Source organism: Bacillus sp. FSL R7-0646, from assembly GCF_037969865.1.
GTDB classification, from domain to species: Bacteria; Bacillota; Bacilli; order Bacillales; family Bacillaceae; genus Bacillus; species Bacillus licheniformis.
The window spans coordinates 1,578,031-1,603,204 of sequence record NZ_CP150217.1 but is presented as its reverse complement, the minus strand read 5'-3'; the positions used below and the strand labels follow the sequence as shown (position 1 = coordinate 1,603,204).

At 46.2% G+C, this 25,174-nt stretch carries 24 protein-coding genes; 8 read left to right on the top strand and 16 right to left on the bottom strand.

What is annotated here, in order from left to right:
• The first annotated feature begins 114 nt into the window (after positions 1–114).
• Together MKY62_RS08230 and rnjA are read left to right on the top strand one after the other, a co-directional pair.
• Complete coding sequence (locus MKY62_RS08230) at positions 115–324, top strand: DNA-dependent RNA polymerase subunit epsilon (protein ID WP_003181393.1); 210 nt, start codon at positions 115–117, stop codon at positions 322–324.
• 4 nt (positions 325–328) lie between these two features.
• Entirely contained in the window at positions 329–1,996 is a 1,668-nt protein-coding gene (rnjA, locus tag MKY62_RS08225; RefSeq protein WP_003181391.1) for a ribonuclease J1, read from the top strand.
• Between the two features lie 52 nt (positions 1,997–2,048).
• Here rnjA and ade read toward each other — a convergent pair whose 3' ends face one another.
• The 4 genes from ade to MKY62_RS08205 form a co-directional block, all read right to left on the bottom strand.
• Entirely contained in the window at positions 2,049–3,770 is a 1,722-nt protein-coding gene (ade, locus tag MKY62_RS08220) for an adenine deaminase (RefSeq protein WP_003181389.1), read from the bottom strand.
• A 127-nt stretch (positions 3,771–3,897) separates the two neighbouring features.
• A complete protein-coding gene (locus MKY62_RS08215; RefSeq protein WP_003181388.1) occupies positions 3,898–4,560 on the bottom strand; it encodes a TrkA family potassium uptake protein in 663 nt (220 codons plus the stop codon).
• A gap of 64 nt (positions 4,561–4,624) precedes the next feature.
• Positions 4,625–5,962, bottom strand: a complete 1,338-nt coding sequence (locus MKY62_RS08210; protein WP_003181386.1) for an ATP-binding protein — start codon at positions 5,960–5,962, stop codon at positions 4,625–4,627.
• A 167-nt stretch (positions 5,963–6,129) separates the two neighbouring features.
• A complete protein-coding gene (locus tag MKY62_RS08205) occupies positions 6,130–6,417 on the bottom strand; it encodes an AbrB/MazE/SpoVT family DNA-binding domain-containing protein (RefSeq protein WP_003181383.1) in 288 nt (95 codons plus the stop codon).
• 306 nt (positions 6,418–6,723) lie between these two features.
• Between MKY62_RS08205 and mreBH the strand changes: the two genes are divergently transcribed.
• From mreBH to MKY62_RS08190, 3 genes are all read left to right on the top strand, one after another.
• Entirely contained in the window at positions 6,724–7,731 is a 1,008-nt protein-coding gene (gene mreBH / locus MKY62_RS08200; RefSeq protein WP_003181381.1) for a rod-share determining protein MreBH, read from the top strand.
• A gap of 73 nt (positions 7,732–7,804) precedes the next feature.
• Positions 7,805–7,936, top strand: coding sequence for a protein YkpC (locus MKY62_RS08195; RefSeq protein ID WP_003181378.1), 132 nt, complete (start codon positions 7,805–7,807; stop codon positions 7,934–7,936).
• Between the two features lie 90 nt (positions 7,937–8,026).
• The gene (locus tag MKY62_RS08190; RefSeq protein WP_003181374.1) at positions 8,027–9,259 is read left to right on the top strand and encodes an aminopeptidase; all 1,233 of its coding nucleotides are present in this window, start codon (positions 8,027–8,029) and stop codon (positions 9,257–9,259) included.
• 137 nt (positions 9,260–9,396) lie between these two features.
• Here the strand turns inward: MKY62_RS08190 and MKY62_RS08185 are convergent, their stop codons facing one another.
• Together MKY62_RS08185 and MKY62_RS08180 are read right to left on the bottom strand one after the other, a co-directional pair.
• Complete coding sequence (locus tag MKY62_RS08185; RefSeq protein ID WP_003181373.1) at positions 9,397–9,771, bottom strand: nuclear transport factor 2 family protein; 375 nt, start codon at positions 9,769–9,771, stop codon at positions 9,397–9,399.
• 56 nt (positions 9,772–9,827) lie between these two features.
• Positions 9,828–11,447, bottom strand: a complete 1,620-nt coding sequence (locus MKY62_RS08180; protein WP_003181369.1) for an ATP-binding cassette domain-containing protein — start codon at positions 11,445–11,447, stop codon at positions 9,828–9,830.
• 172 nt (positions 11,448–11,619) lie between these two features.
• Between MKY62_RS08180 and MKY62_RS08175 the strand changes: the two genes are divergently transcribed.
• Both MKY62_RS08175 and MKY62_RS08170 read left to right on the top strand, forming a co-directional pair.
• A complete protein-coding gene (locus tag MKY62_RS08175; RefSeq protein WP_003181367.1) occupies positions 11,620–11,862 on the top strand; it encodes a hypothetical protein in 243 nt (80 codons plus the stop codon).
• 12 nt (positions 11,863–11,874) lie between these two features.
• Positions 11,875–12,144, top strand: a complete 270-nt coding sequence (locus MKY62_RS08170) for a hypothetical protein (protein WP_003181365.1) — start codon at positions 11,875–11,877, stop codon at positions 12,142–12,144.
• Positions 12,145–12,189: 45 nt separating this feature from the next.
• Here the strand turns inward: MKY62_RS08170 and lepB are convergent, their stop codons facing one another.
• The 10 genes from lepB to MKY62_RS08120 form a co-directional block, all read right to left on the bottom strand.
• Positions 12,190–12,750 (bottom strand): signal peptidase I, encoded by a 561-nt coding sequence (gene lepB, locus MKY62_RS08165; RefSeq protein ID WP_003181363.1) that lies wholly within the window; start codon positions 12,748–12,750, stop codon positions 12,190–12,192.
• A gap of 166 nt (positions 12,751–12,916) precedes the next feature.
• Positions 12,917–14,812 (bottom strand): PTS fructose transporter subunit IIABC, encoded by a 1,896-nt coding sequence (locus MKY62_RS08160; RefSeq protein ID WP_003181361.1) that lies wholly within the window; start codon positions 14,810–14,812, stop codon positions 12,917–12,919.
• 13 nt (positions 14,813–14,825) lie between these two features.
• Positions 14,826–15,737, bottom strand: a complete 912-nt coding sequence (gene pfkB / locus MKY62_RS08155; protein ID WP_003181358.1) for a 1-phosphofructokinase — start codon at positions 15,735–15,737, stop codon at positions 14,826–14,828.
• Positions 15,734–16,489 (bottom strand): DeoR/GlpR family DNA-binding transcription regulator, encoded by a 756-nt coding sequence (locus tag MKY62_RS08150; RefSeq protein WP_003181356.1) that lies wholly within the window; start codon positions 16,487–16,489, stop codon positions 15,734–15,736. The genes pfkB and MKY62_RS08150 overlap by 4 nt, the downstream gene beginning before the upstream one ends.
• A gap of 630 nt (positions 16,490–17,119) precedes the next feature.
• Positions 17,120–18,313 carry an ABC transporter permease gene (locus MKY62_RS08145; RefSeq protein WP_003181354.1) on the bottom strand — a complete coding sequence of 398 codons (1,194 nt, stop codon included), beginning with the start codon at positions 18,311–18,313 and terminating at the stop codon, positions 17,120–17,122.
• Entirely contained in the window at positions 18,310–19,002 is a 693-nt protein-coding gene (locus tag MKY62_RS08140; RefSeq protein ID WP_003181352.1) for an ABC transporter ATP-binding protein, read from the bottom strand. The genes MKY62_RS08145 and MKY62_RS08140 overlap by 4 nt, the downstream gene beginning before the upstream one ends.
• A complete protein-coding gene (locus tag MKY62_RS08135; RefSeq protein ID WP_003181350.1) occupies positions 18,999–20,135 on the bottom strand; it encodes an efflux RND transporter periplasmic adaptor subunit in 1,137 nt (378 codons plus the stop codon). The genes MKY62_RS08140 and MKY62_RS08135 overlap by 4 nt, the downstream gene beginning before the upstream one ends.
• Positions 20,136–20,816, bottom strand: a complete 681-nt coding sequence (locus tag MKY62_RS08130; protein WP_003181348.1) for a Yip1 family protein — start codon at positions 20,814–20,816, stop codon at positions 20,136–20,138.
• Between the two features lie 119 nt (positions 20,817–20,935).
• Positions 20,936–22,756: an ABC transporter ATP-binding protein gene (locus MKY62_RS08125; RefSeq protein ID WP_003181346.1), complete on the bottom strand. Its 1,821-nt coding sequence runs from the start codon at positions 22,754–22,756 to the stop codon at positions 20,936–20,938.
• 12 nt (positions 22,757–22,768) lie between these two features.
• Positions 22,769–24,526: an ABC transporter ATP-binding protein gene (locus MKY62_RS08120; protein WP_003181344.1), complete on the bottom strand. Its 1,758-nt coding sequence runs from the start codon at positions 24,524–24,526 to the stop codon at positions 22,769–22,771.
• 266 nt (positions 24,527–24,792) lie between these two features.
• On the opposite strand from MKY62_RS08120, the gene MKY62_RS08115 reads away from it, so the two are divergent.
• Positions 24,793–25,170, top strand: a complete 378-nt coding sequence (locus tag MKY62_RS08115; protein WP_003181342.1) for a hypothetical protein — start codon at positions 24,793–24,795, stop codon at positions 25,168–25,170.
• Positions 25,171–25,174: the final 4 nt, after the last annotated feature.

The window sequence follows — 25,174 nt, the reverse complement described above, 5'->3', positions numbered from 1 at the left end:
AGGACCTTCACTCGTGTGGAAGGGTCCTTTTTTTCTCAGGCGCTTTTCTTATGAGCCAATTTCGAATATAATAGAAAGATGAGTCTAACAATCGGCAGTTAAGGAGAGATTTGGATGATCTATAAGGTATTTTATCAAGCAAGCAATGACGAAGTACCTGTTCGTGAAAAAACAGATTCAATTTTTGTGGAAGCTCAATCTGAACGTGAAGTCAGATCTAAATTAAAACCATACAACTACAATATTGAGTTTATACAGCAAGTTGAAGGCGCTTTTTTAGAATATGAAAAGCAAAGCGAAAATTTTAAAGTATTGGAGTTATGAATGAATGAAATTTGTTAAAAATGACCAAACGGCTGTATTTGCCCTTGGAGGACTTGGGGAAATCGGCAAAAACACGTACGGGGTCCAGTTCCAGGACGAGATCGTGCTCATCGATGCGGGGATTAAGTTTCCGGAAGACGAGCTTCTCGGAATCGACTATGTCATCCCTGACTACACTTATTTAGTCAAAAACGAAGAAAAAATCAAAGGTCTTTTTATTACGCACGGACACGAAGACCACATCGGCGGAATTCCGTACCTGCTCAAACAGGTGAACATTCCGGTTTACGGCGGACAGCTCGCCATCGGCCTTCTCAGGAAGAAGCTTGAAGAGCACGGTTTGCTTCGCCAAACAAAGCTTCATATCATTGAAGAAGACGATATCGTCAAATTCAGAAAAACGTCGGTTTCTTTTTTCAGGACGACCCACAGCATTCCGGACTCATACGGGATTGTCGTAAAAACACCGCAAGGAAACATCGTACATACCGGAGACTTTAAATTCGATTTTACACCGGTGGGCGAACCCGCCAACTTGACAAAGATGGCCGAAATCGGAAAAGAAGGCGTGCTTTGCCTGCTGTCAGACAGCACAAACAGTGAAATCCCTGATTTCACGATGTCAGAGCGCAAAGTCGGAGAAAGCATTGATGATATTTTCCGAAAAGTCGAAGGCCGGATCATCTTCGCAACCTTTGCGTCAAACATCCACCGCCTGCAGCAGGTGATCGAAGCGGCTGTTGCAAACGGACGGAAGGTTGCCGTATTTGGGCGAAGCATGGAGTCGGCGATCGAAATCGGCCAAACGCTCGGATATATTAAGTGTCCGAAAAACACTTTCGTTGAAGCGAATGAAATCAACAGGCTCCCTGCCGGGAAAGTGACGATTCTCTGTACCGGAAGCCAAGGCGAACCGATGGCTGCTCTATCTCGAATTGCAAACGGCACACACCGGCAAATCTCCATCAATCCCGGGGATACGGTCGTATTTTCATCATCTCCGATCCCGGGCAATACGATCAGCGTCAGCCGCACGATTAACCAGCTTTACCGGGCGGGTGCCGATGTCATCCACGGAGCTGTGACTAACATTCACACCTCGGGACACGGCGGACAGGAAGAGCAAAAACTGATGCTCCGCCTCATCAAGCCAAAGTTTTTCATGCCGATTCACGGTGAATACAGAATGCAGAAAATGCATGTCAAACTGGCGACAGACTGCGGAATTCCTGAGGAAAACTGCTTTATTATGGACAACGGGGAAGTGCTTGCTTTGACAAGCGAAGAAGCCTCAGTTGCGGGTAAAATCCCGTCAGGCAATGTTTATATTGACGGAAGCGGCATCGGCGACATCGGCAATATCGTGCTTCGCGACCGCCGGATTCTTTCCGAAGAAGGGCTCGTCATTGTCGTTGTCAGCATCAACATGAAAGAATTCAAAGTGTCCGCAGGGCCTGACTTAATTTCCAGAGGATTTGTCTATATGAGAGAATCCGGTGATTTAATCAATGATGCCCAGGAACTGATTGCAGGACACCTTAAAAAAGTGATGGAGCGCAAAACGACACAGTGGTCTGAAATTAAGAACGAGATTACAGACACGCTTGCTCCTTTCCTCTATGAAAAAACAAAACGCCGGCCGATGATCCTTCCGATTATTATGGAAGTCTAATCGCGGATGCGGATACAGCAAAAAACGGATGCACCGGGGTGCATCCGTTTTTTTATGGTTGAACCGGGATATGCCTGAACGCTTTAACATCAAACAATCCTTCCGTTGTCATTTTAATGTCGGGAATGACCGGAAGCGCTAAAAAAGAAAGCGTCAGAAAAGGATTAAACGCTCCTGAAAATCCTGTCTCTGTTATTGCCGCGTGGAGAGATTTCAAGCTTTCGTTGACCGTCTCAAGCGGTTTGTCCGACAAGAGGCCGGCGATCGGCAGTGCGACGGATTGAAGCTCCTTCCCTCCTTTGGCAATGGTGAGGCCTCCTCCGATTTCTCCGAGGCGTTCAATCGCTTTTAAAATGTCTTGATCATTTGTACCGACAGCGATTAAATTGTGGGAATCATGAGAAATGGTTGTCGCGATGGCGCCTTCTTTTAAACCGAAGCCTCTGACTACGCCGAGTCCGATTTCTTTAACGCCGCGATGGCGCTCAACCACTGCAATTTTCAACAGATCGCTTTCCAGATCCGGCTGAAAAAAAGCTCCGCTTTTCGGCTTGGCCAGGGACAGCTTTGTTTCGAGCTGATTGGGGATAATGTCAATAACCCTGATTTCATTCTCTTGAACGATCGGAATTTGCAGATCATCCTCATGTAAATCAGACAGATGCACAGATTGAAGCAGACCGGATGCCGCTTTGCCGCCCGTCGATTGGCTTTGCTCTGTCCCGCTCCAGATCACGCCGTTAATCATCGTCTTTGTAATGCTCACGTTCTCAAAATCGCTGATGAAAAGAAGATCTGCGTCATAACCCGGGGCGACCGCTCCCTTCGTCTTTAACCCGAAGCATTCCGCTGCATTCAGGCTGCCCATTTGATATGCGAGAAACGGGTCAAGCCCCTCTTGAATGGCAAGCTTGACCTGGTAGTTAATGCTTCCTTCATCGACCAGTTCGTCCAGATGCTTATCATCCGTACAGAAAAAGAAGCGTCTCACATTTTTCTCGTTGACCGCAGGTAAAACATGACGCGTATTCTTTGCCGCAGAACCTTCTCTCAGCATGACGTACATCCCTCTTCTCACTCGTTCAAGCGCCTCTTCAGGTGTTGTGACCTCATGGTCTGTAAGCACGCCCGCCGCTCTGTAGACATTGACAAACCCGGCTGACAAGCCGGCCAGATGCCCGTCGATCCGCTTGCCCGCTTTATCGGCATCAATGAGCTTTTGCACCATATCCGGCTCTCCAGCTTCAACGGCCACATAGTCCATCACTTCCGCAAGCCCGAGCACCTCTTCGCGGCTGTAAAAAGGATGTAAATCCGCGGCGTTCAAAATCGCACCCGATTTTTCGAATGGTGCCGCAGGCACACAAGAAGGGAGCATAAAATAAATGTTCAGCCTGGTCATCTCAGCCTGCTCCAACATGAACTCAAGACCCTTCACACCTGAGACATTCGCGATTTCGTGGGGATCGGTGACAACGGTTGTCACACCGTGGGGAATCACCGCTTTAGCGAATTCGGGCGGCGTCACCATCGAGGACTCAATATGGACATGACCGTCGATAAAGCCGGGAACGATCATTTGTCCCTCAGCGTCAATGATATTTCCCCCCTCATATTCGCCCAAGCCGACGATGGCCCCGTCTGTGATGGCAATGTCCGTCTCCAACCATTCCTGATTAAAAACATCCATGATTTTTCCGTTTTTAATTACAGTTTCCGCTTTTTTGCGATGACTGGCGGCGCCAAGCCGGCGAATGAACATCTCTTTGTCCAAAGGTATATGTCCCCTCTCTTTTTTATATGTATATGGTTCAATATCGTAGCCGAATCGCTTGAAACAGTCAATGAAAAGATCAAAAAAACCGCGGGCTGTGGGGTTCCCGCGGTTAATCGGTGGCATTTTAATGTTGAAAGACTTTTTTTTCAAATCTCTCAATGTCAGGATTTGAGCCGATGACGATTAAAATATCGTCTTTCTGAATTTCTTCAGTGGCAAGCGGAGATACGATGACTTCCTTTCCCCGCTTGATCGCAACAATATTAATTCCGTATCTGGCCCGGATATCAAGGTCAAGCAGTGTATTTCCGGCCAGTTTGCCGTTCGCTGCGATTTCGACAAGGCTGTGTTCATCAGAAAGTTCCAGATAATCAAGCACATTGTTGGAGACGATGTTGTGGGCGATCCTTTTTCCCATTTCACGCTCCGGGTGAACGATCCGGTCCGCTCCGATTTTGGATAATACTTTTTCATGATAATCGTTTTGAGCTTTTACGGTAATCATTTTCACACCAAGCTCTTTTAAGATCAGCGTTGTCAAAATGCTCGCTTGAATGTTCTCCCCGATCGCTACAATGACATGGTCAAAATTGCGCAGTCCAAGGTTTTTCAGCACAGATTCGTCTGTAGTGTCTCCTATCACAGCATGTGTTGCAATTTTGGCGTATTCGTTTACGCGATCTTCATCTCTGTCGATCGCCATTACTTCAAGCCCTTCTTCACTCAATGCTTTGCAAATGCTGCCGCCGAACCGGCCGAGTCCAATTACTGCAAATTCTTTTTTCATCGGTAATTCCTCCATGGGTCAATCTTGAACAAATTCTATCATATGAAGTGGAATTTTTCCTCTTTTATTTTATAGTTGCGCGGCTGCAGCATCCTTGCTGAATGTCGTTCTCTTCGGACGCCGCACCTTTATCGACCGGAAGCAAAATGTGGAATGTGCTTCCCTCGCCCAATTTGCTGTCGATTTTCATTTCTCCGTTGTGGGCGCCGATGATATTCAGGCAAATTGTGAGCCCAAGACCTGTCCCTTCTTCTTTCGTTGAGAAGAAAGGCTCCCCGAGCTTTGCCAAGTCGGCTTGGGAAATGCCGCCGCCTTCGTCTTTGATGCTGATTTTCACATAGTCTCCTTCTGCCTTTGAGGAAATCGTAATTTTACCGCCGTCAGGCATCGCTTCTATCCCGTTTTTAATTAAATTGATGAATACCTGTTTGATTTGATTTTCATCACCGTTTATTTCCCACTCCTCCCCGTGCTGAAACGCTTTTTCGATCTTAATGTGGGAAAGCACGGCGTTCGTCTCAAGAAGCGTTGCCACTTGCTGAAGAACCGAATTGATTTTGATCTTTTTAAATTGAACCTGGTGCGGTTTGGCCAGCACAAGCAGTTCTCCGAGCACAGAATCGATTCGTTTAATCTCTGAGAAAATAATGTCAAAGTAATCTTTCCGGTCAGGATATTCCGCTTTCATCAGCTGCAAAAATCCGTTTACAGATGTCAGCGGGTTCCTGACTTCGTGAGCGATCCCCGCTGCGAGCTGCCCGGCCATCGCCAGCTTTTGAGACTGCATGGCCAGCCGCTGATTCGACTTAAACAGTTCCATCTCCGCTTTTTTCCGTTCTGTCACATCAGTCAGCGTCCCCAAGCTGCCCGTAAATTGACCGTTTTTATAATAAAGTTTATAGTGAACTTCGCCCCAGAACTTGCTCCCGTCTTTGCGATGGTAGAGCACCTCGATCCTGCCTTCGGGCTCCTTGTTCTTCAACTGGGCGATCAGGTGATTCGAGATCCGTTCTTCATGGTCAAAATAATCGTTGTACATCGTTCCAAGGCTCTCTTCGACACTGTATCCGGTCAGGGTTGTCCACGCCTGATTCAGAAATGTAATGTATCCTATCCGGTCCGTTTGAAAGACGATTTCCTGAAGATTATCCATTATGCGGTTGGTTTCTGAGGAAAGCTCTTTATATTTCTTTTCGCTTTCCTTCAATTTATAGACAAGCTGATTTGACTCATCGATATAAAGTGTGAGCCACCAAACGCTGATTAATGTCACCAGCGTAAACAGCAGATCAACCGTCCAATTGATTTTATTTCCCAACACCCCATAGAATAAAAAATTCCAAAACATGATAAAAGTCATTGCCAGCACGGTTGCAATGATTCGTCCTTGATATCTTTTCATACCCCCACCTGCCACTTGTATTTCTCAGTCAATTGTAACATTCTTTACACCACATTTGAGAGGATTGTTCGAAGTATTTATCGTCTCTATGGCTGAATTTTTCAGTGACGGCGGTTTTATCTGCTCCCGGCGCAAGAAAAAGCCCTTCTGATGAAGGGCGTCGAATGTTATGCTTTCACTCCGTTTAAGGCAGCTTTGATTTCTTCCAAAAGCAATTCGGCCCCTTCAGGACTGAGCGTAATTTTCCCGTTTCCATACTCGCGGTTTTCAGAAGTGATTTCACCGGTCATCAGACACACACCGTGCGGTTTATATTTTTTCAGGACGATTTTATCTTGGTCGACAAAGAATTCGATGCTGTCCTTGATCGAGATATCCAAAGCTCTTCTCAATTCAATCGGCATCACGATCCTGCCGAGTTCGTCTACTTTTCTCACAACTCCTATTGCTTTCAAAACTTTCGCCTACTTCCTCTATTGTTTCTATTTTTCTAAGATATTGTCTTAGCATAACGATAGACGAATGAAGACTGAAAAAGGTTTCCCTTATCAAGCGTTTCTTCGACAAAAATCCGGTCATAAAAATGAAATAATTTTCTCATCATGTAAATATGAGGACAGCATTTTACAGATTGGTTTCAAAATCGTCACAAACCCCCAAAAATCGCCGATGATTTGAGAAAATTTAAATGAAATTCATTTTTTCAGCACGAAGAAAATTTCGTTTTTCGGAAAAATTTTAAATAGAGATTGGGTGAAAACATGTTTCAAACAACCGAGATCGGAATTGATCTAGGCACAGCTAACATATTGGTTTACAGCAAAAACAAAGGAATCATTTTAAATGAGCCTTCCGTCGTCGCCGTGGACACGGAAACAAAGAGCGTATTGGCGGTCGGCACAGAAGCCAAAAACATGATCGGAAAAACGCCGGGAAAAATCGTCGCGGTCAGGCCGATGAAAGACGGAGTCATCGCCGATTATGACATGACGACAGACCTCTTGAAGCAGATTATGAAAAAAGCCGGAAAGAACATCGGCTTTACGTTCAGAAAGCCGAGCGTCGTCGTCTGCACGCCGTCCGGCTCAACCGCTGTTGAAAGGCGCGCAATCAGCGATGCTGTCAAAAACTGCGGAGCCAAACAAGTCCATTTGATAGAGGAGCCTGTCGCCGCCGCCATCGGCGCAGATCTGCCTGTCGATGAACCTGTCGCAAACGTTGTCGTCGATATCGGCGGCGGCACGACAGAAGTGGCGATCATTTCATTCGGAGGCGTTGTCTCGTGCCACTCGATCCGGATCGGCGGTGATCAGCTTGATGAAGACATCGTGTCATTCGTCAGAAAAAAATACAACCTGCTGATTGGTGAACGGACGGCCGAAGAAGTCAAAATTGAGATCGGCTACGCATTGATTGACCATGAGACGAAAACGATGGAAGTCAGAGGACGCGACCTTGTTACAGGCCTGCCGAAAACGATTACCCTGGAATCGAAAGAAATTCAGAAGGCGATGCGCGAATCGCTCCTGCATATTATCGAAGCCATCAGAGCGACGCTAGAAGACTGTCCTCCGGAGCTGAGCGGAGACATTGTCGACCGGGGCGTGATTTTGACCGGAGGAGGCGCGCTTTTGAACGGCATCAAAGAATGGCTGTCACAGGAAATCGTTGTGCCCGTGCATGTTGCTGCAAATCCGCTTGAATCTGTCGCTATCGGAACGGGTCGTTCTCTCGAAGTGATCGATAAATTGCAAAAAGCGGCTAAATAATTTTTGTTTTCGCGTCTTTTTTCCCGGCTTCTTTCATATCGTGAGGAATGGAGAAACGATAAGGAGGAAGACCATGCTTAGAGATATGGGAAGACGCCTGGCCATCACCGTTATTTTAAGCGGTATTATTCTCGGGGGGATGAGCATCTCCCTTGCAAACATGCCAAGCTCGCCCCCCGGCCAAACGGCCAAAATCAACCGTTAAAAAAGAAGCAGCCTGAACCGGGCTGCTTCTTTTTTTCTTTTCAATCAAATATTTGATATGATGTTATGGACAATAAAGGAGGTTTTGCCAATGAATTCGTTTACTGATAAACTGAGCAAATATGCAAAGCTTGTGGCCGAAGTCGGCGTAAACGTTCAAAAAGGACAGCAAGTCGTCATCAACGCGTCAACAGAAGTACGCGATTTTGCACGGCTCCTCGTCAAAAGCGCCTATCAAAGAGGGGCGAAAAACGTGACGGTCCGCTGGCAGGATGATGAGGTCACAAGGCTGAAATACGAGCTGGCTCCTGCGGAAGCCTTTGAAGAGTTCCCTGAATGGGAAGCAAAGGGGCTTGAGACGCTCGCCAAAGAAGGCGCTGCTTTTATTTCCATTGTCTCTTCAAGTCCTGATCTTTTGAAAGGCATCGATTCCAAAAAAATCTCCGCACAGCAGAAAGCCGCCGGAAAAGCGATGCATACATACAGGCAAATGATTCAATCGGATAAAGTCAGCTGGACTGTCGTCGCAGCGCCTTCGCCGGCCTGGGCGAAAAAAGTATTCCCTGAGGCAGATGAAGAGACAGCCGTGCAAAAGCTATGGAATGAGATTTTCAAAACGACCCGCGTCGACCGTGAAGATCCCGTTCAAGCGTGGAAAGATCACGATCAAACCTTGCGCGATAAAGTAAGCGTCTTAAACGACAAGCATTATCACGCCCTTCATTACCAAGCAAAGGGAACAGATTTGACGATCGAGCTTCCCGAGAAGCATCTGTGGGTCGGCGCCGGAAGCACAAACGAAAACGGCGTCGAGTTCATGGCCAATATGCCGACAGAGGAAGTATTCACTGCTCCGAAAAAAGACGGGGTGAACGGCACCGTTTCAAGCACGAAGCCGTTAAGCTACGGCGGCAATTTAATCGACGGCTTTACACTGACATTTAAAAACGGACGGATTACGGATGTCAAAGCTGAACAAGGCGAAGAAATTTTAAAAGAGCTGATCGAAACGGATGAGGGTTCACACTACTTAGGCGAAATTGCGCTTGTTGCCCACGATTCGCCGATTTCCAAGTCCAATATTCTGTTTTACAACACACTGTTTGATGAAAATGCCTCAAACCACCTCGCGATCGGCAGTGCATACGCATTCAACATCGAAGGCGGAAAACAGATGTCGCGCGAGGAGCTGGCGAAAGAAGGATTAAACGAAAGCATCACACATGTTGACTTTATGATCGGTTCAGGAGAAATGAATATAGACGGAATCACTGCTGACGGAAAAAGAGAGCCGATATTCAGAAACGGCAACTGGGCGATATAAAGCCTTCCGCAAAAAAAGACCTCAGAAAACTTCTGAGGTCCTTTTATATCGTGTCCGCATGCCGCCCGCAATCCTAAACTTCCCTGTACATGCATGGCGGCTGTAACAGCTGAAAATCAGGTCCATGCTCCGCCGCCTCATCGCTTGGGCAAACTGCTTAAATGTTCATGCTTCAGTTTCCAGCGTCCTGACTCGTCCTTTACAAATACGTTTGTCGCACGGCCTGCCCCTTGAACCGGTTCGCCCCTATATAACCCTTTCCATTCGTATGTATAAAGACAGACGGCCTGTTCGTCCGTTTCCGTGATCCAGCTGACATGACCGGCGCTGTATACTTCATTTTCGATTTGCTTCCAGGCGTTTTCAAAATAACGCTGAATCTCCTCAAAGCCCGAGCACGTTTGATCCGAAAACCAGTACACAGCGCCGGGGTCAAGGAGGGCTTTGACATTCTCAAACTCATGTGTGTTTGTTGCTTGAATATATTGCTCAAGAGCCTTTCGGCATGACACAGCAACCATCTCCTTTTTATAAAAAAAACCCGCTTTTTAAGGCGGGTTTTCTATCATTACGCGTAAAGTTCAGCAAGCTTGTCCTGAACCGTTTTGTCTTCCAAAAACTCGTCGTAGCTCATTTGTTTATCGACGATTCCGTTTGGCGTGATCTCGATGATCCGGTTGGCGATTGTTTGGACAAACTGATGGTCATGAGATGTAAACAGCATGGCGCCTTTAAAGCTGATTAAACCGTTATTCAGCGCTGTAATGGACTCGAGGTCCAAATGGTTTGTCGGCTCATCAAGCATCAGCACATTGGCGCCGGACAGCATCATTTTCGACAGCATGCAGCGGACTTTTTCTCCCCCTGACAAAACGCTTGCTTTTTTCAGCACTTCTTCTCCGGAGAACAGCATCCGGCCTAAAAATCCGCGCAGGAAGCTTTCACTTTGGTCATGCGGCGAAAATTGGCGGAGCCAGTCGACAAGGTTTAAATCGCTGTTTTCAAAATACTCGCTGTTGTCTTTCGGGAAAAACGCTTGGGATGTAGTGACGCCCCATTTAAACGATCCGCTGTCAGGCTCCATTTCCCCGGCAAGGATTTTAAAGAGCGTTGTAGCGGCTAGCTCGTTCCGGCCTGTAAAGGCGATTTTATCCTCTTTATTCATCATAAAGCTGACAGAGTCAAGCACCTTGACGCCGTCGATCGTTTTCGACAGGTCTTTGACAACAAGCACATCGTTTCCAATTTCGCGTTCAGGTGCGAAATGTACATACGGATACTTGCGAGATGAAGGCTTAATATCGTCAAGCGTAATTTTTTCAAGCAGTTTTTTTCTCGATGTCGCCTGCTTCGATTTTGAGGCGTTGGCGCTGAATCTGGCGACGAACTCTTGGAGCTGTTTGATCTGCTCCTCTTTTTTCTTATTGGCTTCCTGAGCCATTTTAAGCGCAAGCTGGCTTGATTCATACCAGAAATCATAGTTTCCGACATAAATTTGAATCTTGTTAAAATCCAGGTCGGCAATATGCGTACATACTTTATTTAAAAAGTGGCGGTCATGCGATACGACGATAACCGTATTCTCAAAATTGATTAAAAACTCTTCTAGCCATTGGATCGCCTGAATATCCAAGTGGTTGGTCGGCTCATCGAGAAGAAGGACGTCGGGTTTTCCGAACAGGGCCTGTGCAAGAAGGACCTTCACCTTTTCAGAGCCGCCCAAATCTGCCATTTTCTTCGTATGAAGTTCTTCAGGAATGCCGAGTCCTTTTAATAAGATCGCGGCTTCCCCTTCGGCTTCCCAGCCGTTCAGCTCGGCGAATTCGCCTTCAAGCTCCGCGGCGCGGATTCCGTCTTCATCTGAAAAATCAGGTTTCATGTAAATCGCGTCTTTTTCCTGCATGACTTCATAAAGTCGTCTATGTCCCATGATCACGACTTTCAACACTTCATGCTCTTCATACTCAAAGTGGTTCTGCTTCAGGACGGCAAGACGTTCGCCAGGACTCATATGGACTTCGCCTGTCTGAGGCTCAATTTCGCCAGACAATATTTTTAAAAAAGTGGACTTTCCGGCGCCGTTTGCTCCGATCAATCCGTAGCAGTTTCCGGGCGCAAACTTAATATTTACATCTTCAAACAGCTTCCGGTCTGCAAACCGCAAGCTGACATTTTGAACAGCTATCATTTAATATCCTCCATCTATACTTCATTAAAATGAGTATAACACGAAAATTCCGCAAGAGAAATGCTTTGCTTTTTTACGATAAAGTTTGAAAGAAAAATATATCAAAAAAACGCTTATTTCCACTTTCTTTGTGACAATATGTTACAATTAATGAAGAATGGGGGAAGGAATAATGAAATTGAAAGATGACCCTGATATCATCAGATGGATTAATTCGAGGCCGCGCCAAGCGCTTTTCGCGTCAGTGGCCATGGTGATTTCTACGATGTCTATCGGGCTTTTCAAAGGGTTTGATATGTGGACCGCTGACTTTTTTATATTTTCCTGTCTGCTGATCGGCTTCGGCCTCCTTGTGGGATGGCTCCAAAAGATATATTATAAAAAGGTGATATTTGAAGAAAACTCGGATCGTTAGACGGAGGAAACCATGAAGCTTATCACTTTGACGGAATACTGCATGTTTATTTTTTTTGCAGGGGTCTATCTTGCCATAACCGGCTTTACAGCACGGGATCTGGGGCTTTACATCGGGATTGCCATGATTTACGTGTTCGTTCATATCGCGGCGAAACGAATGCTGTCAAAACGGGGAAAAGAAGCCGCGGAAATCAGAATCTTGTACAGCGTTCTTCTGATTATGGCCTCTGTGTTCGTTACCGTACTGTTTATCGCAGTGCTGGCATCATTATCCGCATAAATCAAGCAAAAATGCCTGATTGTCCAAATGGACATCAGGCATTTTTCAGTCTGTTTTTCGGATTTCGTTAAACGGGAAAAACACAAATTGCGAAGTTCCGGCCACTCGTTTTTTATCAATCAGTCCGAGGCCGTTCCGGCTGTCCATTGACCTCTGGCGATTGTCTCCCATCACGAAATACTTGCCTTCGGGAACCTTCACAGGGCCAAAGTCGCCCGTCAGCTTGACGCCGACTGCTTCCGCCTCTTTTCTGTTTTCCGAAAGATACGGCTCCGACACCTTCTTCCCGTTTATGTACAGCGTGTCATCTTTCATTTGCACGGTATCTCCCGGCAGGCCGATCAAGCGCTTTACATAATGGACATTCTTTTCGTCGCCGTCGATAATGACGATATCTCCCCGCTTAAATTCGCCTACGTATCTAACCGTTTTATAGACGAACAGCCGCTCTCCGTCGTGCAGCGTCGGGTCCATCGACGTACCTTCCACTAAATACGGTTCGAATAAAAATGCCCTGATCAATAACGCCAGAACGACTGCAATAATAATGGCTTTTACCCATTCAAAGAGAGAGTTTTTCTTATTGGTGGATTTTTCTTCAGTCAAAACGCTTCCTCCTAAAAACAGTCTGTCACAGCATACATGCCAAAATAAAAGCTTTCCTATACTTTATCACAAGTTCCCGCTGAATACATAATCCCCGCGCTCACTTCCGGCAAAAACAGTAAAAAAGAAAGTGCCACGAGAGGGATTACTGTGGCACTTTCAGCACTTATTTTTCAGTTGGAACCGGCTTTTTCAAAACGCCGAGAATCAAAGCTGTCACAACCGCACCGATCAAGATGCTGAGGAGATACAGCAGCGCATGATTCGTCGTAAAGAAGAGAACGAATATTCCGCCATGCGGCGCTTGCAGTGTGACATGGAAAAATTGAGACAGACCGCCGGCAACTGCTGACCCGATGATACAAGCAGGAATGACGCGTGCCGGATCTGCTGCCGCAAAAGGAATCGCACCTTCAGTAATAAATGACAAGCCCATCACGTAGTTGGTAATTCCGGCTTCGCGATCCCGTTTTGAGAATTTATTTTTAAAGAAAGTCGTTGCAAGGGCAATTCCAAGCGGAGGCACCATACCGCCTGCCATGATGGCTGCGTGAGGTCCAAAGTTTCCAGCTTCAATCATTGCGATACCGAATGTAAAGGCCGCTTTGTTGATCGGACCGCCCATATCAATCGCCATCATACCGCCTAAAACAATACCCATTACGACAAGGTTTCCTGTTCCAAGACCTTCAAGCCAATGTGTCATGCCGTCCATAATGTACTTGACAGGCGTATTGACAACATATTGCATAATGATTCCGGTCAAGAATATTCCAAACAGCGGGTAGAGCAGCACAGGTTTTAAACCGTCAAGCACTTGCGGCAGACCAGCGAACACTTTTTTCAACAGGACAACAATATAACCAGCTAAGAAACCGGCAATCAGGCCGCCTAAGAAACCTGCGCCAGCTTGTGTCGCCATGAAACCGCCGACCATACCAGGCGCAAATCCCGGACGATCTGCAATGCTCATCGCGATAAATCCGGCCAATACAGCGACAATTAATCCAAGTGCATTCGTTCCGCCAATATTATTTAATACAGCAGCGAACTCATTATAAGTCGGATCTCCCGGCTTGGTCGCGTTAATTCCCCAGAAGAACGAAATCGCAACTAAGATCCCGCCCCCGACGACGAACGGCAGCATGTTGCTGACACCGCTCATCAAGTGTTTGTAGAAACCGCCGCCTTTTCCTTTGGCAGCTCCGTTTTCAGAAGCGGTTGCACCGCCGCCTTTACCCTGATAGATAGGCGCGTCTTGTTTCAGCGCCTGCTCAATCAGCTCTTGCGGACGTCTGATACCTGCTGTTACAGGTACTTCAATGACATGCTTGCCTTGAAAGCGTTCCATTTCAACCTGCTTGTCGGCGGCGACAATGATCGCAACGGCATCTTCGATTTCCTGGGCCGTCAGACCATTTTTAATACCGCTTGAACCGTTCGTTTCAACTTTGATATCAACCCCAAGCTCTTTCGCTTTTTCTTTCAAAGCATCCGCAGCCATGAACGTGTGGGCGATCCCTGTCGGGCATGCTGTAACCGCAAGGATTTTTCCTTTTGCTGATGGTGCAGGAGCCTCTTCGGCCTGCTCTTCTTCTTCATCATCATCTTTATCATGCTGATTGATGATGTCGATGATTTCGTCTTCAGATGAAGCTTCAAGCAGCTGTTTGCGAATCTCCTCCCTCATAAGCAAAGTCGACAGTCTTGACAATGCTTCGAGGTGAGTGTTATTTGCACCGTCTGTAGCGGCGATCATGAAAACGAGATGGCTTGGCTGGCCGTCAAGGGATTCATAATCGACGCCGCCTTTTGAACGGCCGAACGCGATCGCAGGCTCTTTGACGCTTGCCGTTTTCGCATGCGGGATGGCGATGCCTTCGCCGATACCGGTAGAGCTTTGTTTCTCGCGGTTGATCACAGCTTCTTTGTAGCCTTCTTTATCATTCAACTTGCCAGCCTGATCCAAAACGCTGACGAGTTCTTCGATAACGTTTTCTTTCTGGCTGCTCTCAAGGTTTAACTTGATCGTATGCTTTGTTAGTAGCTCAGTTATTTTCATAACCTTTCCTCCTTTATATCGCTTTGACTTGAACTTCCGGAAGCAGCTTGTGAACGAGCTCTTCCGTTCCCAGCTCCTCTGAAAAGGCAGTTGCGCTTCCTGAAGCGACTCCTAAGCGAAAAGCTTCTTTGATGCCAAGCTGTTTTTCAATGCCTGCGAGAAAGCCTGCAACCACTGAATCCCCCGCACCGACTGAGTTTACGAGCTTTCCTTTAGGTACGTTGGCATGGTAGACACCGTCTTTTGTACATAAAAGTGCGCCTTCTCCAGCCATGGAAACGATCGCGTTTTCAGCCCCGCGTTCAACGAGTTTCTTTCCGTAAGGCACCGCTTCTTCGGCCGAGGTGATAGTTGTTCCAAACATTTCTCCGAGCTCGTGATGGTTCGGTTTCATTAAAAGCGGCTTCATTTCTGCTGCTTTTAAAAGGGCCTCACCCGAAATATCAACGACAACCCGGACATTTTGCTCTTTGCATTTTTCCGCAATCTTTTCATATGTGTCCTGCGGCAATGATGAAGGAATGCTGCCCGCCAGTACAACAATGTCCCCTTCTTTCATCGCTGAAAACTGGTCTAAAAAGGCCGCGAAATCTTCTTCGCTGATGACCGGCCCCTGCCCGTTGATTTCCGTCTCATCCCCGGTCTTCAATTTGACATTGATGCGCGTGTCGCCATTCACCTCATGAAAAGCCGTTTCAAGCTTCTCTTCTTCGAGAAATGATTTGATATATCCCCCGGTAAAACCGCCGATAAAACCGAGAACTTTTGAAGGTACATGGTGTCTGTTCAGTACGCGTGAGACATTGATTCCTTTGCCTCCGGGATATTTCGTGTCATAGACTGAACGATTCAGCCCGCCTACAGAAAATTCTTCAACGTGAACAATATAGTCGACCGATGGGTTGAGAGTTACAGTGTATATCATGTTTTCACTACCTTTACGACAGTTTTTTCTTGATAGTTATCAAATGAATGTTTTGCAGATCCTGCTGTAATGATAGTTGCTTCGTCTAAACCGGCAAAGGCAGAAAATGAAATTTCCCCAAACTTGGAAACGTCAGCTAAAATAAATGCTTTTTTCGCCTGGTTGACAGCTTTTGTTTTCAAAAGCGCTTCTTCAGGATCCGGAGTCGTGAACCCCGCTTCCTTATGAATGCCGTTGACGCCGATGAAGCTTTTGTCAAACCGGTATTGGCTGATGGCTGATAAAGCCGAACCGCCTACGATCGCTCCGGTTTTATACTTCACATACCCGCCTAATAAATAAAAAGTAATGCCTTTTTTACCTAGTGCCTCAATGTGCATGACTCCATTTGTAACCACGATAATATCCATCTCTGGATTGATAAAATCGATCATTTGCAATGTGGTCGTTCCGGCATCAAGGTAAATACAATCGCCTTCTTCAAGAAGTGAGGCCGCTTCTTGAGCGATTTTTCGCTTTTCATGAAGGTTTTTGGATGATTTCTCTAGCATGTCAGGCTCCGTACGAATATCGGAAAGCCTTGATGCCCCTCCATGAACACGCTTTAAATATCCGCGGGCTTCCAGCGTCGACAAATCTCTTCTGATCGTTGACTCAGATGCGTTCGTTAAATTCATTAAGTACTGGATTTTCACGACATCATGCTTTTCAATCTCGTCAATAATCAGCTGATGCCGTTCGGGAGTCAACACATTATCACCCCTTTTGGAAACGCCTTCATTAAGCTTACAATTTCATTGTAAACGCTTTTTCGACATAACTCAACAAAAATCTTTCAAATTCATTCAATAACCATCAAAATCTTTCACATTTTAAAATATTAACGTGATATGTACCGTTTGTAAACTGTATAAACTATAAAAATCCGCAAAAATATGTGACATTATTATTATCTATTCCTTCAAACATCATTCAGGTCACAGGATAAAACCCCATGCTCACCGCATGAGGTTTTACAGCAAATCTGTATCCTGTTTCCGATTACTGAATATTTTCTATAAATTGATATAGTAAGACAGGCCGCAACATGGATATAAATATAATTGAAATGCCGATCCATCGTTCTCCGGCTGCTGATGCATATTCCAAGTAGATTTAATAGAGGCTTCTCGGCCGGAATGTAGCCACCAAGCACCAAGCATCCCTTTATATAGGCATGTTTAACCGGAACATCCATACACCATATGCCTGATCAAATTTGCTTTTCCATAAAAAAACCGCCTGCTCAGGCGGTTTCAATATTGTCGATAGTCTGACGTACTGGCATGGACCATTCGTGCATTTGGGTTTTTCCTGCAACTGCTTCAAGTTTCTCAACCATCTTACTCATACCTCAATGCATCAATCGGATGAAGGCGGGCCGCTTTATTGGCCGGGATGAGTCCAAAGATAATCCCGATCGCCATGCTGAACAGGACGCCTCCGAGGACCACCTGCCAGGAAACGAGCGGCGGCCACCCGGCAAAAAACGATACGAGGGCTGCACCGCCGTATCCAAGGCCGATGCCAAACACCCCGCCGATCAGTGTAATTAAAGACGATTCTATTAAAAATTGCATCAGAATCTGGCCTCTTGTTGCACCAAGCGATTTTCGAATCCCGATTTCCCTCGTCCGTTCAGTGACCGACACCAGCATAATATTCATGACGCCGATCCCCCCAACGAGTAAAGAAATGCCTGCAATTGAACCGATGAACATCGTCATAATTGTTGTAATCTGGCTGATTCCGGCCGCTATGGCCTCCATGTTCATCACTTCGTACGAGTCCGAAGTGCCGTGATTCTTGTTGACGGCCGCTGCAGCCCGCTTCCCGACGGCCTGCAGATCGTCGGCAGACTCAGCTTGAACGGAGACAGAGTCATAGTCGCTGATGCCGAAGGACGATTTTAACATTGAAAATGGAACATACATCTCATTCATCCCCAATGCAAGCAGCCCGGTTTCTTCTTTCAATACGCCGATGATTTCAACAGGCTGGCTATTTATCCATACGACACGGCCGAGAGGCGACTGCTGAGAAAACAGTTCTTCCGCAAGCTTCGGCGAAATAATGGCGACCCTGCTTCCAGCAAGGTAATCCTCTTCTGAAAATTCTCTTCCCTTTTCGATTTCCATCGAATTGATGCTGATATATCCGTCATTAATGCCGTTTACAGCGGCATCCGTATTTTCATCCCGGAAGCGGGCATTCATGGACTCGGTTGTTTTCGCAACGACATGTTTCACGCCTTCGAGTGACTTTAAGCTTCTGATGTCTTCTTCGGTGAAGCCGGCGTCTAAGTAGGCGTTCGGATTGGCGGTTAATTCTTCATTGCTGGGCTGATAATAGATTTCGACCGTGTTGCCGGGTCCGCTGATCGTCTGCTTGAGCATCTGCTCTCCTCCTTGCCCCGCTGCAACAACGACAATAACGGAGCCTACACCAATAATGATTCCAAGCATTGTTAAAATCGATCGCAGTTTATGGGAAAGGATGGAACTTAAAGCCATTCTCAAGTTTTCGATGAGATTCATTGCACCGTCCCCCTCCGCTCTGTTTCCGGCGAGACGATCACACCGTCCCTCACCATGATGGTCCGGCTTGTATAGTCCGCAATTTCAGGTTCGTGTGTGACGAGCACCACCGTCGTTCCTTCCTCATTCAATTCGGTGAATTGCTCCATGATGTCCCGGCTTGTTTTCGTATCGAGCGCTCCGGTCGGTTCATCAGCCAATATCAGTTTAGGTTCATTGACGATCGCTCTAGCGATGGCTACACGCTGTTTTTGCCCGCCGGAAAGCTCGTTCGGCATATGGCGCATTCTGTCCTTGAGCCCGACTTTTTCGAGCGCCCGTTCAGCCCGCTCCCGCCGCTCCTTTCTTGGAACGCCGCCGTAAATCATCGGAAGCTCCACATTTTTTATGGCATTCAAGCGCGGCAGAAGCTGAAACTGCTGAAAAACAAAACCGATTAAACGGTTTCTGACACCGGCAAGCTCCCTTTCGCCGTATGATGAAATATCCTCGCCGTCCAGCCTGTAAATACCCGATGTCGGGCGGTCAAGGCAGCCGATAATGTTCATGATCGTCGATTTTCCCGAACCGGACGGCCCCATGATGGACAGATATTCTCCCGGCTCGATTTTCATATCGATCTCCCTGAGAACATCAATGGTTTCTCCTCCGATTTGGTAGCTTTTTTTCACTTTGGAAAGCTCAATCATTGAAGCTTCACTTCCGTTCCGCTTTTCATATCCTCGGCCGGGTTTGCGATAACCGGGTCCTTGTTTGTCAGACCGCCGGTAATTTCAACGAGGCCGTCTGCTTTCTCACCGGTTTTGACATTGATCCGTTTTGCCTTGCCGTCTCTTACGGCAAACACGTATGATTGATCACCATCCTGCTTGACGGCATCTTCAGGAAGAGCCTGAACGATTCTTTTGTCCGTCTGGATTTTGAGAATCATGTTAAAGCCGGACTTTGCTTTAGGACGCTCCCCTTTTATTTTGACTTCAAACGGATATTGAACAGCTTGCTCCTTTGTTCCCGCAGCACCTGCAGACGCCTCTTCTTTGGGAACCAATCCGACTTGTGATACCCTTCCACGCCACTCTTTATTTTGGATGACATCCGACGTGATGGTCACGTTCTGTCCCTTTTTCACTTTCAATGTGTCATACTCTGAGAGCACGCCTTTAACGACAAGCTTGTCCTCGTTACCTATATGTATAACCGGCTTTTGAATATCCGATTGCTTTGCAGCGGCTTGTTTGTCAACGGTAATAACCGTCCCGTCAATGCCGCTTTTCACTTGCAGCGCTGCCGATTTCTTCTCGAGCGTTTCCTTTTGCAAGTCGGCTTGTTTCAGTTCAAGCTGGAGCGATTTTTCTTCCATTTCAAGCTGTGACCGTTCTTCATCAATTTGCCTCTTGGCTTTTTCCGCTCCGAGCTCAGCCTTCAGCTCGTCTTCCTTGCTTTTTAGGCTGCTGATTTTTCGCTTAACCTGTTCAAGCTGGAGATCCTTCGATTGAATGGATAAAGCGTTTTGCTCCTTTTCCAGGCGAATTTCTTCATTTGTATAGGTGAAAAGCACATCTCCTTTTTTCACCTTATCGCCTTCTTTTACTTTGATGTCGGCAATTTCTCCTTTTTCAGGTTCAAAATATTCGTATTGTTCGTTTGCAAACTGAAGGGTCCCCGGAACCATGACTTCAGAAGAAATCTCTTTTTCTTCCAATTTCACGGTTTGAACCGCTTCTTCAGCCCCTCCGCTCGTTTGAACCGAGCGGTAGAGGTTGAGTCCGATAAAAAGCGCAGCAGCCCCAACAATGACGATGCCGATCCATATTTTTTTCATTTACATTGCTCCTTCAAATGAATCGAAGAAATTGATCGCCATACCGCCTATTAAAGCGAGCAGAATGGAGATCACAAATAAAATGATCACACCGGTCCAAGCCGCTTTTTTGGAGATGCCCCCAACCTTTTGGAGACCCAGGGCAACCAATGAGAGCGACCAGATCGTGAAAATATCAAATACACCCAATACCGATTTGAGCGGCTCGTCTGCCGGGATGATGCCGTTTAAAGACGTGACGACGATCGTGGGATCGATATTTGAATAATAGATCACTAGTCCGCCTATGAATTGTCCGATAGCCGCAATAAAATATGTAAAAACAGACAGCGAAAACATGTGAACAAAATTGGTTGTTCCTCTTCCGATTTTGACAATCAGCCAATAAATTAAAGCGCTGATCAGCAAGGCAATCACAAAGCCGAAGATCCCGCCGATGATGCCGATTCCCTTCATAGCAGCTTGAAATGCTTCAGCATCCGGCATTTCCGACAAATCGGTAGACAACGCCGTTTTTTCGCTGAGCATATACGCTCCCGCAACCGACAAGATTAAAACAATGACAAGCGGAAACCAGAAAGCCGGCTTTTCTCTCATTCTCTCGAACTGTTTACCGGGCCGGGTAATCAATCCGAGCAATGACGGATTCTTTACTTTTTCAGTTTCTAAATTCGTTTCCATATGTATCCCCCTTAAAAAATGAATTACCAGTTTATACGCAGAATGTCCTAAAATGTTTCACAACTGTTCTCAAAAAAACGCCCCGGCCGCATTCTTAGAAGGTGCGGCCGCGGACGGTTTTAGTTTCGCTGAAACATTTGATACTGCAATTTAACCAGCTCATAATACATTCCACGTTTCCCGATCAATTCCTGGTGATTTCCTTCTTCTATTTTCCGGCCGTGGTCAAGAACCAGGATTTTATCCGCATCCCTTATCGTTGAAAGCCTGTGAGCGATCATAATAGCCGTTCTGCCATGGAGCAGTGTTTTCAAGGCAGCCTGGATTTTGACTTCCGTTTCTGTGTCAATGCTTACGGTTGCTTCATCAAGGATTAGAATACGAGGATCTGCCAGAAGCGCCCTCGCAAATGAAATGAGCTGCCGCTCACCTGCCGATAATACATTGCCGCGTTCTTCCACTTCTGTGGCGTATCCATTCGGAAGCGCTGAAATAAACGAATCGGCTCCGACAGCTTTTGCTGCTTCGATCACTTCTTCATCGGCGGCGTTCGGACGGCCAAAACGAATATTTTCCATAATCGTTCCGGAAAAAATAAACGTGTCCTGCAGCACGATGCTGATTTGCGAACGAAGATCGGAAAGCGAGATATCGGTAATCGGTATACCGTCCACTTTGACAGCCCCGCCTGTTGCATCGTAAAACCTGCTGATCAGATTTGCGATCGTCGTCTTCCCTGATCCTGTATGTCCGACAAGCGCAAGCGATGATCCCGCAGGTATCTCAAATGAAATGCTGTGCAGCGCCTTGCGGTTCCCGTCATAAGAAAATTCCACCTGTTCAAATTCGATCCGGCCTTTTAATTCTTTTATTTTGACCGCATCTTCCTTGTCTGCAACGCTCGGCTTTTCATCCAGAAATTCAAAGATCCGCTCTGACGAAGCCATCCCCATCAACAGCTGGTTGTAGACTTGGCCGAGCCTTGAAATCGGCTCCCAGAACATTCCGAGATAGAAGGCGAACGATACAAATACACCGATCGTGATCGTTTCATTGATGATCAAGCTTGAGCCGTACCAGATTAAAATGGCCGTCCCGACAGCGTTTGTCATTTCTACAAGCGGACGGAAAATCGCATTTTTTTTCGTCGCTTCCCGCCAGGCTTCAAAGTTCTCACTGTTGACGCCTTCAAAATACATCATATTCTCTTTTTCCTGAGTAAATGCCTGAGTGACCCGGATGCCTTGAATGCTTTCGTTCAAATGGGAATTCAGCTTGGACTGCTTTAAGCGCACCTTTTGCCAGGATCGCCGGATTTTCCTTCTGAGATTAGTAGAAATGAAGAACATCACAGGCAGCGTCACCATAATGGCGATGGTCAGCTCAGGACTGAGCGAGAACAGAATGACGACAATTCCAAAAAGAAGCAAAATATCCATCAATAAATTGATGACTCCGCTCGTAAACAGTTCCTGCAAAGAATTGATGTCATTCATGATCCGGACAAGGATTGAACCTGCCGAACGCTCGTCGAAAAAGCGGTGCGACAGCCGCTGAACATGCGTAAACAAATGCTGTCTGAGATCATATATGACATGCTGGCCAAGCTTGTTCATCCAGCGGATTCTCAGCACATTGCTAACATAATTGACAAGATACAACCCACTGATGACGGAGATCAGAATCACAAGAAGATTCATATCCCGGCCTGCGATCGCTTGGTCGAGCGCATAGACGCCGATCAAAATCGGCACCGCCAGCCGGATCGCCGCCGAGATCATGACCGTTAAAAACGACAGCGGCAGCAAATTTTTTCGGTAGGGCTTTAAATATTTAAGCAGCCTCCACATCTGCGCCCAGTTAAAAGGCTTTTCAATGATTTGGTCTGAAGTATAAAAAAACCGGTTCATCAACGTTTGTTTTTTCGCCTGGTTTTCCATAGCAAGAGCCTCCTATCCTGCAAAATGCGGCTCATTCAACACATTTTGATCTTTATACTGCAAATCAAAAATCCGTTTGTATAAACCGTTTGCTTCCATTAATTGTTCGTGTGTTCCCCTTTCCTTGACTACGCCTTTATCGAGAACAAGGATTTCGTCGGCATGCTTTAAGGATGAGATTCTGTGAGCGATGATGAAAGTCGTCCGATCCCGCATCACTTCCCGCAATGCAAGTTGAATGCGGTGCTCCGTTTCCATGTCAACGGCACTCGTCGAATCATCCAGGATGAGAATGCCCGGGTTCATACAAATCGCTCTCGCAATCGCAATCCGCTGTTTTTGGCCACCGGACAGCCCGAGCCCCCTCTCGCCGAGCATCGTATCATATTGATTCGGAAGCTCCATGATAAAATCGTGAGCCTGGGCTCTTTTCGCGCTTTCGATAATCTCATCCATCGATGCATCAGGCTTTCCATACGATATATTTGACCTGATCGTTGAGGAAAATAAAAACGATTCCTGCGGAACGACGCCGATATTGGAGCGCAGCATCTTTAATGAGTAGTGTTCAAGCGGTTTGCCGTCGATCGTGATCCGGCCGGATGTCGGTTCATAAAAGCGGCTCAGCAGTTGAATGATGCTGCTCTTGCCTGACCCCGTCGCGCCGATTAACCCAATCGTTTTGCCGCGCTCAGCCTGAAAAGACACCCCATGCAATGCTTCCGCATTTTCTTTTGTATATTGAAGGGAAACATCGCTGAATACGACATCGCCGTTCAGTCTGCCGCTTTTCACCGCCTGTTCGGTATCGGTGATTTCCTCCTCGGCATCAAGAATTTCCAGCAGCCGCTCTCCCGATGCTTTCGCTTGTGAAAACAGGTTGATGACATAACCGAGGTTCATGATCGGCCACATCAAGTAATTGACGAGACTGAAAAAAGCGACAAGCTCACCCGGTTTTAAGCTGTTCTGCATCACGAGCCAGCCGCCGAACGACAGCAGAGCCACGAGGCAGATATTGCCGATAAACTCCATCAGCGGAAAGAACTTCGACATGATAAACGATGCGTTTAAATTTTTAGTTCGAAAATGGTCATTTGAATGAGTAAAGTTTTGAATCTCAAAATCTTCTTTTGATAAAGATTTAACGGTGTTCATGCCGCTGATATTTTCCTGAACCTTCGTATTTAAACGGGCGAATGATTTTCTTATGTTCCGAAAAGCGGGATGCACTTTTTTATCAAACCGGTAGACGGCCGCTCCTAAAAACGGCAGAGAAGCAATCGTAACCAGAGTCAGCGGCACAGAATAAGAAAACATGACAGACAGACTGAAAGTGACAAGCAGGATAAATCGAATCGCCTCAGCAAAGCCGAAAGATAAAAAGAATCTGATGCCTTCGACGTCCGCCGTAAGCCTTGACATTAAATCTCCCGTTTTAGCGCTGTCGTAATATTTGAACGGCAGACGCTGCAATTTCGCATACAGCTCTTTTCTTAACCGGTAGACAGAGCGAATTCCGAACATATCTCCGAGATACTGATGAAAAAAAGTGGCTGCGCCCTTCGCCGCCATGACAGCGATGAACCCGAGGCTGATCCATATGACCAAACCGTATTTTCCGCCGAGAATTACTTCATCAATTGTCATTTGCAGAATAATCGGATAAACAACGGTAATCGCCGTCATTAGAAGCATCGACGCAATCGACCATAAAAACATTTTTTTATAAGGCCAATAAAAATCTTTTAGTTTTTTAAGGGACTCCATTAGCACCAGCACCTTTCCAATTCATGTAAAACAAGGACACATCATCTAATATATCGGTTTACGAAATAAAATTCCACCGTTTTTAAAAAATTCAGTCTTATTATGGAGTTTTCCCCCTTCTTCGGTTTGAAATAAAGCCTGTTTAAAATGTGACAGCCGATAAAAAATAGTTTCTCGATGTCAAAGGAAATTTTTTGATGAATGAAGGAAGATGATGTAAAATAATAGAAAAAGTTATCAAATTATGAATGACGGAGTTGATTGCAATGTCGAAAAGAGAGGCTTTAAAAAAACGGCTTCTCCTCTTAGGTGAATTGGAACAAAAAATCTGGAAGGACTTCCGGAAAGAACGCGAAGGGATTTATGCAAGGTTGGGAGAACTTGACAGACAAATCCAGCGACATAGACGTTCCAATAAAGAGTATTATGCAGCACATTGCGTAGACATTATTAAACAGCAAAAAGGAGAAATTGTAACGACAAAAGAACTGAAAATGAAACTGAAGGAAAGAACCAATTTTAACGTTCACCGTATTAGTGAGCTTTATGACCTGATTCAAAAATTAGAACCAAACATTTCGAAAGAACGGCGCGGCTGTTTTCTTTATATAGAGAACGGTTCTAAAAAAAACGTCGGTCGGTGACAGG